8 protein-coding genes are annotated in these 14,307 nt (G+C 41.9%); 4 read left to right on the top strand and 4 right to left on the bottom strand.

Going from position 1 to position 14,307, the window contains the following annotated elements; all coding sequences use genetic code 11:
- The gene (locus FTV43_RS12855) at positions 1–768 is read left to right on the top strand and encodes an OmpA family protein (protein ID WP_179995655.1); all 768 of its coding nucleotides are present in this window, start codon (positions 1–3) and stop codon (positions 766–768) included.
- Positions 769–1,099: 331 nt separating this feature from the next.
- Positions 1,100–4,936 (top strand): phosphoribosylformylglycinamidine synthase, encoded by a 3,837-nt coding sequence (purL, locus tag FTV43_RS12850; RefSeq protein WP_179995654.1) that lies wholly within the window; start codon positions 1,100–1,102, stop codon positions 4,934–4,936.
- Positions 4,937–4,962: 26 nt separating this feature from the next.
- Here the strand turns inward: purL and FTV43_RS16035 are convergent, their stop codons facing one another.
- Complete coding sequence (locus FTV43_RS16035; RefSeq protein WP_004972740.1) at positions 4,963–5,088, bottom strand: hypothetical protein; 126 nt, start codon at positions 5,086–5,088, stop codon at positions 4,963–4,965.
- A 57-nt stretch (positions 5,089–5,145) separates the two neighbouring features.
- Here FTV43_RS16035 and FTV43_RS12845 point away from each other — a divergent pair, with 57 nt between their 5' ends.
- A complete protein-coding gene (locus tag FTV43_RS12845) occupies positions 5,146–6,213 on the top strand; it encodes a 4-phosphoerythronate dehydrogenase (RefSeq protein ID WP_004972744.1) in 1,068 nt (355 codons plus the stop codon).
- Positions 6,210–7,190, top strand: a complete 981-nt coding sequence (epmA, locus tag FTV43_RS12840) for an EF-P lysine aminoacylase EpmA (RefSeq protein WP_179995653.1) — start codon at positions 6,210–6,212, stop codon at positions 7,188–7,190. Before FTV43_RS12845 ends, epmA begins: the two co-directional genes overlap by 4 nt.
- Before the next feature lie 170 nt (positions 7,191–7,360).
- On the opposite strand, the gene FTV43_RS12835 is transcribed toward epmA, so the two are convergent.
- From FTV43_RS12835 to FTV43_RS12825, 3 genes are all read right to left on the bottom strand, one after another.
- The gene (locus tag FTV43_RS12835; RefSeq protein ID WP_004972751.1) at positions 7,361–8,596 is read right to left on the bottom strand and encodes a multifunctional CCA addition/repair protein; all 1,236 of its coding nucleotides are present in this window, start codon (positions 8,594–8,596) and stop codon (positions 7,361–7,363) included.
- 90 nt (positions 8,597–8,686) lie between these two features.
- Complete coding sequence (locus FTV43_RS12830; RefSeq protein ID WP_096902382.1) at positions 8,687–10,966, bottom strand: NADP-dependent malic enzyme; 2,280 nt, start codon at positions 10,964–10,966, stop codon at positions 8,687–8,689.
- 139 nt (positions 10,967–11,105) lie between these two features.
- Complete coding sequence (locus tag FTV43_RS12825) at positions 11,106–13,982, bottom strand: bifunctional diguanylate cyclase/phosphodiesterase (protein WP_179995652.1); 2,877 nt, start codon at positions 13,980–13,982, stop codon at positions 11,106–11,108.
- Positions 13,983–14,307 lie beyond the last annotated feature (325 nt).

Genomic DNA, 14,307 nt, shown 5'->3' with positions numbered 1-14,307 from the left:
ATGAAAAATAATCAAAAACGTATTCGCGTAAGTCTACTTATTGGCTTGTGTTTTTTAGTCCAAAGTCATTTGATCTATGCAGCGCCCATTGTTATAGAAGGTGTGGTGCCAAACGAAGCAAGTAAACAAGCCATTTTGGCGAAAATGCAAGCTGTGTATGGTGAATCGGAGGTGTTAGATAAAATTCAAGTCCGTGCAGTTGCTGCACCGAATGGTTGGGATGACTCAGTTTCGCGTATGATTACAGCGGATTTAAAAAAGATTTCTCAAGGGCAGTTACGTGTGAAAGGGACTCAAATTGATTTGAAAGGAAAAGTGAATGCTGCTCATCAAATTCAAGCCACGACAGCAAATTTTCAGGCTTTGGTACAGCAGCCTTATCGTTTGAACACACAGCTTTCGGAGAGTCAGTATGAACAAAAAATGCTGGATGCTGCGCTCAAAAACAGGATTGTTGAGTTTGAATCGGGCAGTGCAATTTTGACTGACGTAGGGCAAAAAATTCTGGATGAAATGGCTGTGGCATTGAAGCAAGTTGGCACCAAAAAAGTGAAAATTGTTGGACATACAGACAGTTCGGGCGATGCGCATAAAAATATAGTGTTAAGCCAATCACGTGCAGGCGCGGTAAAAAATTATTTGATCGATAAAGGTATTGCGATAACGCATTTAAGCACCGAAGGTCAAGGTTCTAATCAGCCTGTCGCAGACAATACAACGCCACAAGGACGTAAGAAAAATCGACGTATTGAATTTGAGGTGCTTTGATTAGTTGATATTGAGCAAGGCGGAAGATGATCGCCATGTCCTGATCTTTAGAGCATCTGTGTGTAAACAGATGGCATAGAAAATAAAAACAGCATCAATCATTCAGTAATTTCCACAGTGAGAGTGCTTTGTGCAATTTAAAGCACGAATCTTGAATACATTGATCTGAAATAGAGGCTTTAAATCAACATTCGGAAGTTTTACTGCCGAAACGCGCCAAGAAAACCATTTTCCATCTAGCTGATTATGGCATTTCACAGTAGAATATGCGCTCTCTTCAAGTCACATTGTGGCATGGTCCAAAAGATCAGCCCGTGGAGCCAAAATCAGCATGTTTATCGTTGCCGGTGCACCTGCACATTCATCTTTTAAGAAAACTCAACTCTTAAACCGTTTAGCGTCAATGAGTTCTGTTCAATCTTTCGATAGCCAATGGGTTTATTTATTTGACCAAGCGCTCGACGAGCAACAACAGCAATCTGCTTTACAGCTTTTAAACGATGGTGCATCTTTTGAATTACGCCAAGCTGCAAGTGATGAAGTTCAAATTTTAGTGACACCACGTGTGGGCACAATTTCTCCTTGGTCATCAAAAGCAACCGATATTTTTGCCAACTGTAATACGCCTGTACACCGCCTAGAACGCGGTGTTTTGTTTACCTTAAAAGGTATTACAGACGTTTCAAACGAAGTAAAACAAGTATTGCATGACCGCATGACCGAAAGTGTGTTTAACCACATTAACGATGCTGCAGCGTTATTTGTTGAAACTGAACCAAAACCTTTAAATAGCATTGATATTTTGGGTGAAGGCAAAGCGGCATTGGTAAAAGCCAACAGTGAGTTTGGTTTTGCCTTGTCTGATGAAGAAATTGATTATTTAACCGAAGCATTTATCAAGTTAGGCCGTAATCCGCATGACATTGAATTGATGATGTTTGCACAAGCCAACTCTGAGCACTGCCGTCACAAAATCTTTGGTTCTGAATGGACAATTGATGGCGAAGTACAGCCATTGTCATTGTTCCAAATGATCAAAAATACTTATAAAGAATCACCAACAGATGTATTGTCGGCTTATAAAGACAACGCTTCGGTGATTGTTGGTTTTGACACGCAGCGTTTCTATCCGAAAAAAGATGCTGCAACAGGTCACTACGTTTATAAATATAAGAGCCAAGCTGCCCACATTCTAATGAAAGTGGAAACGCACAACCACCCAACTGCAATTGCACCATTTGCAGGTGCTGCGACAGGTTCGGGTGGTGAAATCCGTGATGAAGGCGCGACAGGTCGTGGTGGTAAACCAAAAGCAGGTTTAACAGGCTTTACAGTATCGAATTTAAATATTCCTGGTTTTGAACAGCCTTGGGAAGAAAACTATGGCAAGCCTTCACGTATGGCATCGCCATTACAAATTATGATTGAAGGCCCATTGGGCGGTGCAGCGTTTAACAACGAATTTGGTCGTCCTGCGTTAAATGGTTACTTCCGTACTTTCGAGCAAAACGTGAATGGTGAAGTAAAAGGCTTCCATAAACCAATCATGATTGCAGGTGGTTACGGCAACATTCGTCCAGACCATGTCGAAAAAGACCCAATTCAGCCAGGCGATTTATTAATCGTTTTAGGCGGCCCTGCGATGTTGATCGGTTTAGGCGGTGGCGCTGCATCTTCTGTAGATAGCGGAACCATGGGTGAAAATCTTGACTTCGCTTCAGTACAACGTGAAAACCCAGAAATGGAACGCCGTTGCCAAGAAGTGATTGATACATGCTGGCGTTTGGAAGATGTTAACCCAATCGTATCAGTGCATGACGTGGGTGCAGGTGGTATTTCGAACGCAATGCCTGAGTTGGTGAATGATCACGAACTAGGTGCTGTACTTGATTTGCGTAAGATTCCATCTTTAGAACCAGGCATGTCACCAATGGAAATTTGGTCAAACGAAGCGCAAGAGCGTTATGTATTGGCCATCCGTCCAAGTTCTTTAGAATTATTTGAATCAATCTGTGCGCGTGAGCGTTGTCCGTTTGCAGTATTGGGTGAAGCGACAGAAGCGCGTCATTTAACGGTTGAAGATCCACTGTTCAATAACAAAGCTGTAGATATGCCAATGCAGGTCTTGTTAGGTGGTACGCCACGCATGAGCCGTTCTTATGAAAGCATTGAGCGTCAAGGTGATGATTTTGATGCAGCTCAAGTTACTGATCTGAAAGATGCGATTTACCGTGTCATCAAGAATCCAACTGTTGCGTCCAAATCATTCCTAATCACTATTGGTGACCGTTCAATTACAGGTATGGTTGCACGTGATCAGTTGGTTGGCCCATGGCAGGTGCCTGTTGCAGATGCAGCAGTAACCACTACCAGCTTGCAAGGCTTTACAGGTGAAGCAATGGCGATGGGTGAACGTCCACCTGTAGCTTTATTAAACCCTGCAGCATCTGCGCGTTTGGCAGTGGCAGAATCTATTTCCAATATCATGTCAGCCAAAATTGACCAGATCAGCGACATTAAATTATCTGCAAACTGGATGGCAGCAGCAGGTCAAAAAGGCGAAGACCAAGCTTTGTTTGAAGGTGTAAAAGCCATTGGTATGGAAATGTGTCCTGCGCTAGGAATTGCAATTCCAGTAGGTAAAGACTCATTGTCTATGCGTACCACTTGGAATGACGAAGGTGTTGATAAATCTGTAACTTCACCAATGTCAGGTGTAATTACTGCATTTGCACCAGTGACCGATGTACGTAAAACACTAACCCCTGAATTGAAAAATACCGATTCAGTATTGGTACGTATTGACTTGTCTAAAGGTCAGTTCCGTTTAGGCGGTTCAATTTTAGCGCAAGTCTATAAAGCTATTGGTTCAGTAACACCAGATGTCGATAACTTTGACGAATTCAAAGCATTCTTTGCTTTGGTACAAGACTGGAATAACCGTGGCTTGATTCAAGCTTATCACGACATTGGTGATGGTGGTTTATTGGCAACTGTAACAGAAATGATGTTCGCTTCACGTTTAGGTGTGGCGTTAGAAGATCAATCTGTTGCGGCATTGTTTGCTGAAGAAATTGGTGCAGTACTACAAATCTCTAAAGCAGACTGGGCTAACTTAGCTGCTGAAGTTGCTGCATCTACTTTGAAAGATGCGATTTCGGTAGTCGGTACAGTTAATAGCACAGACCAACTTGCTGTAAATGGCTTGGTGCTTGAACGTGCCGATTTGCAAGCGGCTTGGAGTGAAGTATCATACCAAATCCAGCGTTTACGTGACAACTCAGAAACTGCTGATCAAGAATTTGCCTTGATCACAGACAAAAACCACAAAGGCTTAATTGCTCAACCGACATTTGACTTAAATGAGCCAGTTGAAGCGCCATACATCAACACACGTCGTCCTAACATGGTGATTTTACGTGAACAAGGCGTAAACGGTCATGTAGAAATGGCGGCAGCATTTGACAAAGTCGGCTTTAACACCGTTGACGTACACATGAGTGACTTGCTTGCAGGGCGTGTCGATTTAGACGACTTTGAAGGCTTAGTGGCGTGTGGTGGTTTCTCTTACGGTGACGTATTAGGTGCTGGCGGTGGCTGGGCGAAGTCAGTCTTGTTCAACCCGAAATTACGCGACCAGTTTGAGAAATTCTTTAACCGTCAAGAAACGTTCTCACTGGGTATCTGTAACGGTTGTCAAATGTTGTCACAATTAGCACCACTCATTCCAGGTGCAGAAGCGTGGCCACGTTTCCATCGCAATACTTCAGAAGTGTTTGAAGCGCGTAGCGTTAACGTCCGTGTGGAAAAATCAAACTCTGTATTATTGCAAGATATGGAAGGCTCGATTTTACCAATCGCAGTGGCACATGGTGAAGGTCGCGTCGTTGCACCAGAAGCTAATTTGGCAGCCTTGAACGCAGGCAACCAAGTGATTTTACGTTATGTCGATAGCCACGGAAATGCGACTCAACATTATCCAATGAACCCGAATGGTTCGCCAGAAGGTATTTCAGGCGTAACTTCAAAAGATGGTCGTGCAACAATTATGATGCCGCACCCTGAACGTAATTTCCGTGCGCTTCAACATTCTTGGAAACCTGAAGAATGGACTGAAGATGGTGCATGGTTACGTATGTTCCGCAATGCGCGTAAATTTATTGGTTAAGATTTAACTCGCTTAATCTATAGCAGTCAGCCACCTTCGGGTGGCTGATTTTTTTGCTGTGAATATGCAACTTTTATATAGACGTGCATGTTTCCACCTAAATGAATCGTCGGCTTGCTGTTCAACAATTCTGCATTAATCTCAACAATCATAGTCATCCTAGACAACTCAAGCTATCATAAACAAGCAAACACACATGGGATGGCGTTATGAAAATCATTGCAGATGAAAATCTGGCATATACCGATTATTTCTTTGCAGATTTGGCAGAAATAGAGCACAAGGCTGGACGCCGTCTAACGCATCAAGATGTGCAAGATGCTGATGCGCTGCTAGTTCGTTCCGTCACCCAAGTGAATGCAGCATTGATTCAACAGACCGCGCTTCAATTTATTGGCAGCGCGACCATTGGCACAGACCACCTTGATATCCCAGCCATCGAGCAGCAGGGCATTGCATGGTCAAATGCGGCAGGTTGTAATGCGCAGGCGGTGAGTGAGTATGTGATTACCGCATTGCTTCATCTCGAGCCTGAATTACTACATGCCAATCAAAACTTTAAACTTGGCATTATTGGACTGGGCAATGTCGGCTCGCGCTTGGTCAAAATGGCACAATTATTAGGTTGGGATGTCATCGCATACGATCCATTTGTGCAGTTGCCCAATGTGCAGCAATGTGACTTAGATGCACTATTACAACAGGCAGATGCAATTTCCATTCATGTGCCATTAACAGAAACTGGTGAACATCCTACTCATCATTTAATTAATGCAGCGCGTTTGGCATGTATGAAGCCTCAAGCCATTCTGATTAATTCAGCGCGTGGGCCAGTGGTAGAAGAAGCGGCTTTAATGCAGGATATTCAACATACTCAGCGTTTAGTGGTATTAGATGTTTTTGAATATGAACCTGAAATCTCTGCAGAATTATTAGATTTGCTTGCTTTGGCAACCCCGCATATTGCAGGGTATAGCCTAGAAGGCAAGGCACGCGGCACACAAATGATTTATCAGGCTTTTTGTGAAAATTTTGGTTTAGATGCCACAAAACAATTTGAAACTCAATTGCCAAGCTGCGCGCAATATTTCAAAACCCAAGATTTGAAAAATAGTCTGCATGCACATTTAAGTCAAATTTATGATATTGCACAGGATGATGCCAATTTACGTGCCTGTGTCAAAGCGGGCAAAGTTGAGCAGCAGGCTTTTGATCATTTAAGAAAAACCTATCCTCTGCGTCGTGAATGGGCAGCACACGGAGGCCCGCAAGCATGAGTTCAAATCTCCAATATCAACCAACTTGCGACTTAAACAGCATGCGCGCACGTGCACAATTGTATGCACAAATACGCCAGTTTTTTGCGGAACGTGAAGTACTTGAAGTTGAAACGCCAATTTTGTCACAGGCAGGAGTGACAGATGTGCATTTGGCTTCAGTGCAAGCACAGCGCCATGTGCAGGGCAAATTGCATACGCACTATTTACAGACCTCACCTGAATTTGCCATGAAGCGTTTATTGGCCAGTGGTAGTGGTGCTATTTATCAAATTTGCAAAGTCTTTCGTGATGATGAACATGGACGTAAACACAACAGCGAATTTACCATGTTGGAATGGTATCGTCCCGAATTTAGCCTGAAAGAGCTTATGTTTGAGGTGACAGATTTACTTAATCTGACGTTAAAACAACGCTTTGGCGAAGTACGTCCAACAGTGTTGAGTTATAAACACGCATTTATGGATCGTTTGGATTTAAATCCTTTACAGGCAAGTCTGCAACAATTGAAAGACTGCTGTCATCGTGTGGGTTTGCATCTGGATTTGGGTGATGACCGTCTAGGCTACATCGACCTATTGTTTTCACATTTTGTAGAACCAAGTTTGGGCTTTGATGCTCCTGTATTTTTAACCGATTTTCCACCTGAATTAGCATCTTTGGCTAAAACCAGAACAGATGATGATGGGGAATTGGTCGCAGCCCGTTTTGAGCTATATATCGAAGGTTTAGAGCTTGCCAATGCCTATGATGAATTGATTGATGCTACTGTGCTGCGTTCTCGTTTTGAAGCCGATAATGCAGAACGCGCACAACTTGGTTTACATGTGATGCCAATTGATGAATATTTATTGGCTGCGTTGCCGAACATGCCTGAATGTTCAGGTATCGCCTTGGGCATAGATCGCTTATTGATGATTGCAACTGAGCAGATGCGTTTAGAGCAAGTGATTAGCTTTCCTGAGCAGCTTGCCTAAAAGCAAAAGACAGTTTCTTATTTCAAGAAGGATTTATTTGAGCTAAAAAGCCGTAGCTTCTATATTTTAGAAGATTACGGCTTTTCGATCAGAAATTTAGGCTGACTTAAATAGGTTAAGAATGATAGATCAAAGAGCGCATGTAATGACGTTCTATAGACTTAAATAGCCTAAGCAGTAGCAGCCAAGTGACGTGCCTTTAATTGCTCAATCGCTTTAATGCGTCGTTCAATCAGCATTTCACCAATATCGGGGCCTTGGACATCGGCAGGTAAGTCTTGCGCCTTAATGCTGCGTACCACTTGAATCGCTTCCAAAATATAGCTCGCTTGCGGATAGTCACGATCTTCCAAACCTAAACGCCCACGAGAGTCACATTCACAGGCTTGTACAAAGGCTTCTACACGCTCAGGACGACGCAAGACATCCAAACGCTGTAATAAGCGCCATAACGTGCCAGGCTTTAAGCTCAATGCTTGGTGGCATTTTAAATGCTCTTTACATACAGCAAGTGCAAGTTGTTTGGTATTGGTCGGTACGCGCAGGCGTTCACACACTTCCGTTACAGGTCGAATCCCACGTTCTTCATGCATAATGTGCCGTGGTAATTCATCGGCAGGGGTCAAGGCCTTGCCTAAATCATGCAATAACACTGCAAAGCGTACATCGAGTGAGTAATTGGCACGACAGGCTTGTTGTAGTGACATCATGGTGTGCACACCACTGTCAATTTCAGGGTGATATTCAGGACGCTGTGGAATACCGAATAAAGCATCTAATTCAGGAAATAAAACTTTTAAAGCACCACAGGCACGCAATGTTTCAAAATAAACATCGGCACGTGCTTCCATTAAGGCACGTGAAGTTTCTTTCCATACGCGTTCAGGTGTCAGCGCATGTAACTCACCAGATTCTGCCAACTCTTGCATTAATAACAAGGTTTCAGGTGCAACCACAAAGCCTAAAGCATGATAACGTGCTGCAAAACGAGCAATACGCAGCACCCGTAACGGGTCTTCTACAAAAGCATTGGAAACATGGCGCAGCACTTTATTGCACAGATCTTGCTGTCCACCGTAAGGGTCGTAGACATTGCCATCACTATCCATTGCCATGGCGTTAATGGTTAAATCACGACGGATTAAATCTTCTTCTAAGGTCACGCTTGGGTCGGTATGAAATTCAAAACCGTGATAACCGTGTCCAGATTTGCGCTCAGTGCGAGCAAGTGCATATTCATCTTTGGTTTCAGGATGAAGAAAAACAGGGAAGTCTTTGCCCACAGGTTGAAAGCCTTGAGCCAAAAGTTGTTCGGGCGTTGCGCCAACGACAACATAATCTTTTTCGTGATAGGGATGCCCGAGTAAGTGATCTCGAACTGCACCGCCTACTAAATAAACTTGCATGAAAAAACCTCTATTCTTCAAGCAATCATGCTACAGAATAGAGGTTTTCTCAAGTCTATAATTCTGAGTCAGTCACTCAGAAATATAGGTTTATGCTTTAACTTGTGCTGTTTGTTGAATTTCAGCAACAGTGAGTGCAGTCATATTCACAACACGACGTGTCGTTGCAGTCGGAGTCAAAATATGTACAGGTTTTGCTGCACCTAACAAGATAGGGCCAATCGTAACATTGTTACCTGAAGTCGATTTCAACAAGTTAAATGAAATATTGGCAGCATCTAAGTTCGGCATAATCAACAAGTTTGCAGAACCTTTGAAGCGTGAGTTCGGGAAAGCAAATTGACGAATATTTTCGTCTAATGCTGCATCACCGTGCATTTCACCTTCAACTTCAAGCTCAGGTGCAATCTCACTCAAGATTTCAAAGACTTTACGCATTTTTTGTGCGCTAGAGTCTTGTTGGTCAGAACCAAAACTTGAGTGAGAAAGTAGAGCAACGCGTGGTGTCATACCAAAACGGCGTACTTCTTCAGCCGCTAAAAGTGTCATTTCAGCCAACTGTTCAGCAGTTGGGTTAGTGTTGACATAAGTGTCGGCAATGAACAAGTTGCGATCTTCAAGCATCAATGCGTTAAGGGTAAAGAAGTTAGTGCGACCTTCTTTTAGACCAATCACATTTTTCACGAAATCAAGGTGAATATCGTAGCTAGAATAAGTACCACATAACATACCATCGGCTAAACCATGTTTCACTAACATTGCTGCAATGAGGGTAGAGCGACGACGTGCTTCACGCTGCGCGTATTCAGGTGTAACGCCTTTACGCTGCATGATGGTGTAGTAATCATCTGCAAATTTTTCGTAGTTTGGGTTGTTTTCCTGATCTACAATTTCCATATTCACGCCATGTTCCAGACGTAAACCTAGCTTTTTAATGTTCGCTTCAATCACTGAGGTACGACCTACAAGGATTGGTTTAGCCAAGCCTTCATCCACTGCAATTTGTACTGCACGAAGTACGCGTAAGTCTTCACCTTCTGCATAAGCAATACGTTTAGGATCAGTTTTTGCTTGAGCAAAAATAGGCTTCATCATAAATGCCGAGTTATATACAAACTCAGACAAACGCTGACGGTATGCAGAGAAGTCTTGAATTGGACGACTTGCTACACCTGAATCCATTGCCGCTTGAGCAACTGCAGGTGCAATTTCAAGAATTAAACGCTGATCAAGTGGACGTGGAATTAAATAGTCACGACCGAATGATGCAGATTTTTCACCATAAGTCGCAGCATCTGCTTCAATGTGTGCCATGCGTGCAATTGCGTGTACACAAGCAATTTTCATTTCTTCGTTGATGGTAGTTGCGCCAACGTCTAATGCACCACGGAAAATATACGGGAAGCAAAGTGCGTTGTTAACTTGGTTCGGGTAGTCCGAACGACCAGTCGCCATAATCACATCTGGACGTACTTCATGCGCATGTTCAGGTAAGATTTCTGGATCTGGGTTAGCCAAAGCAAAGATAATTGGATTTTCAGCCATTTCTTTGACCATAGCTTTGGTCAAGATACCCGCTGCAGAAAGACCAAGGAACATATCCGCACCGCTAATTACATCAGCAAGTTGCGTTCCTTCAATGTCTTGCATATAGCGTTTTTTCGAGTCATCCAAACCTTCACGTTTGGTGGTGATTAGACCACGCGAATCCGCAACAATGATATTTTCTTTTTTCGCGCCCAATGCACATAACAGGTCTAAACAAGACAGTGCGGCTGCACCTGCACCTGAAGCAACGATTTTGATTTCTTCAATCTTCTTGCCGTTAAGTAACAAGGCATTGAGTAGGGCAGAACCTACAATGATTGACGTACCGTGTTGGTCATCGTGGAACACAGGAATATTCATGCGTTCACGAAGTTTTTGCTCAATGTAGAAACATTCTGGCGCCTTGATGTCTTCAAGGTTGATACCACCAAAAGTTGGTTCTAATGCTGCAACAATATCTACAATTTTGTCTGGATCATTTTCAGCAATTTCGATGTCAAATACATCGACACCAGCAAACTTTTTAAAGAGTACGCCTTTACCTTCCATCACAGGTTTAGACGCCAAAGGACCGATATTACCTAAACCTAATACTGCTGTACCGTTACTAACGACAGCAACCAAGTTACCGCGAGCGGTATAAAGTGCAGCTGTTGAAGGATCACGTTCAATCTCTAAACATGGTGCTGCGACACCTGGTGAGTAAGCGAGCGCTAAGTCACGTTGGTTGACCAGCTGCTTACTTGGAGTAACGCTGATTTTTCCTGGTGTTGGAAATTCGTGATAGTAAAGTGCCTGCTGTTTTAATGATTGATCGTCCATCTGAATCTCGTGTGTGACAAGTTGGCCAGCGATGCTGGTGGTTTTTTTATGAATCTTATCGAATATACCATTACTTGCCCCCTTAGCACAGACGTCACTGTTTATTTTTAGAACAAACTTAGAGCTTTTGGGTCTAGTTTCAGATTAAGGAGCGATAAGCGCGCGATACTAAATTGGCTTTTAGAAATTGGGTCGCTTCACTTTCAGGCAAAGGCCTAGAGAATAAATACCCCTGCGCAATATCACAATTTAAATTCTGCAAATATTGCAGTTGTTGCTCAGTTTCAATCCCTTCAGCCACCACACTCATGCCCATGGCTTTGCCCATAGCAATCATGGCACTAACAATGGCTTCTTGTTTGGTATTTCCAATTTTAGAAACAAAGCTACGGTCTATTTTTAAACTGTCAATTGGGAAGTCTGTTAAGTAAGAAAGTGAAGAATAGCCTGTACCAAAATCATCTAAGGCGATATGAATATCACGTTGTTTAATTTCATCTAATAAAGACTTCACGGTTGTGGAGTTTTCCACTAAAGAGGATTCGGTAATTTCTAATTCTAAGCTTGCACCTGAAATTTGATAGGTATTAATCGCATCATCTAAATCTTGCAGCAATTGACCACGTTGCAGTTGTTGTGCAACTACATTAACCGATACTTGGATATGATCAAAACCTAACAGATTCCATTCACGAATTTGCTTGGCAGTTTGTTGAATTACAACCCGACCAATATCGGAAATTAAACTGGTTTGTTCTGCAATAGGAATAAATAGGTTGGGTGGAATAATGCCTTTGGTTGGATGCTGCCAGCGCACCAATGCTTCAAACCCGATCACCTGATAATTATGGAAATCAATTTTAGGTTGATAATATACAATTAATTCATCATTTTTAATGGCTTGGCGTAAGTCACGCTCTAAATGTACATCCTGCTCTAGCAGTTTGGTGTTGTCTAAAGTGTAATATTTAATGGTATTGCCACCTAAACGCTTAGCCTCAGACAAGGCTTGTTCAGCACAATTATTTAGATAATCCAACTGGCGTCCATGTTCAGGATAGAGGGAAACCCCCATCGATAGGGTAATAATATGTTCTTGTCCCTGTACATTAAACGGCAAATTAAAGGCTTTGGTGATACGTTCACAGTGCTCTTCGATTGAAGGGCGAATATGAGAAATTTCATAAACAATTGCAAAATCATCGCCATTTAAGTGTGCAACAAACAGCGCTTCGGCATTGGTGATACGTAAACGCTGCGCCACTTGGCGGAGTAATTCATCGCCACCATTATTGCTTAAATATTCGTTTAAAGGTCTGAAACGGTCAATATTGAGTCGAATGACCGCCAATTGCTGCAATGAATCTTGCTGTGAAATAAGATATTGATGTAGTTGATAATTATAATAAAAACGATTGGGGAGATCGGTCAGCGCATCATAATTTTCTAAATAGGATAAACGCTGTTCTTGTAGTTTATGTTCGGTTAAATCAGACACAATTCCAATATAATTAATAATACGGTTTTGCTCATCTTTGACTGCATTGATATGCATACGAACTTCTAATTCTTTTCCTGAGCGGAATTTTATATTTCTTTCAGTATGATATTCACCCTTGCTGAGTAATTGTTGAACAATTTCCTCTTGTGTCATGCGTGGATTTGCTTTGTTGGATTTGACTAAATCAAACAGATATTTACCTATAATATGGTCACGTTGAAATCCACTCATTTGTGCATAGAATGGATTGCTTTCAATATAGCGCAGGTTTTCATCTAAAATAAAAATACCTTCAGCCGCTTGTTCAAGTACGCTAGCAGTGAGTTTTAAGCGTTCTTGTGCAATCCGTTCTTGGTGAATGTCACGGCGAACCCCGACCATGCGTAAAGGTTTATTGGTGACAGGATCACGCTCAATTACTCGCCCAATATCATGCACCCAATACCATTGACCTGAATTATGTTGTATGCGATATGTGGCTTGATAGCGTTCTGTCTGACCACGTAAATGCTCTTTCATGGTTTGATGAAGGTGTGCAATATCATCACGGTGAATTAATTGCTGTAATTTATTCCGATGCTTTTTGGAATTTTTTAAACGAGTTTGCTGTGAGCCAGTGCCAAGGACAATCCTTCTTTCTCGGATATTCCAGTCCCACGCTTTAATACCTGCGGCTTCATGTGCCAAAATTAAACTATGTTGTTGTTTAATTAAGTCTAGATGGGTTTGTTCTAAGTCAAAGGTACGTTCTCTAATTTTTTGTTCCAGCATTTGATTGTTAAATTGCAGTTGCAATTCAATATCTTTAGATTTGTTCATTTCCACTTGCAATTGTTGGCGGAGTTGATCTGTCCAGTCAACTTGTTGCTCTGCGGCTTTTTTTAATTGGTCGTTTTTAAAATTGACGCTCGATAAACGACGATGCATGTGCATTGAAGTATTGGCACAAATCAGTAAGGTAATTAAGGCAAAATTTGTCGCGAGAAAAAAGAAGGCGGAAGTTTCGGAGTGAACTAAAAACTGTGCGGCAATATAGGGTGTAATCACTGGAATGAATACCCAGCAAAAATAACTCAAGCGCTGCGTTAAAAAGGTGAGGGCAAAGGTTTGACTCACAATAATTAATAAGGCCGCTAAAATAATCGCTTCATAGTTGCTCAGTTCAGGGTTTTGATGGGGTAAAAAGTAATACAGCAAAGTTACCCCAACTGCGATTGCAGTTCCAATTAAGAAACATACCAATTTTAACCAGCGATCTGCATGTTGGAGTTGATATTGCCCCGTTTTAAAGTGAATCGCAGTGAGCAGTAAACACGAACCAATGGTCAGTTCAGTGAGAATAAACCAGATATTGAGGTAGGGTGATGATTGTGAGAAAGAAATTTGATAAATAAAAAACACATACAGACAAACAATCAGGATGCTGACCAAAAAGAATCGAATAAGCCGAATGGTATTGGTGATTTGCGCAGCATCTAAGTATTGCTGCAACAATTCATCTTGAGCGTCTGACATACTTCCCCAAAATCTAGTTAAATGATTACATCATTTATATTTTTAAATAACATTACGTTGATGCATAAACTATTGCGGTTTGTGTTTAAATTTTGTGCAAAATTTTTAAGATCTTCTTCGAGAGTAATCCTGTACTTTATAAATTGCAATGTTATTGGCAATCGATTTCTGTAAAAACGGATAAATTAATCAGCCAAGGAGGGCGTTCAAAATTCTGTGTCAGTAAATTTGACTAGATTTTAATTATATCATCTAATCGACCTTCAAAGTAAATGGATAATTGAGTAATCGTTTGTCCCCATTCCTGAATAGGCATTGTCCATTT

Origin of the sequence: Acinetobacter sp. YH16053 (genome assembly GCF_013417035.1) — a bacterium.
Classification (GTDB): Bacteria; Pseudomonadota; Gammaproteobacteria; order Pseudomonadales; family Moraxellaceae; genus Acinetobacter; species Acinetobacter towneri.
The sequence above is the reverse complement of the archived record's forward strand: the minus strand, read 5'-3'. Positions and strand labels throughout refer to the sequence as shown.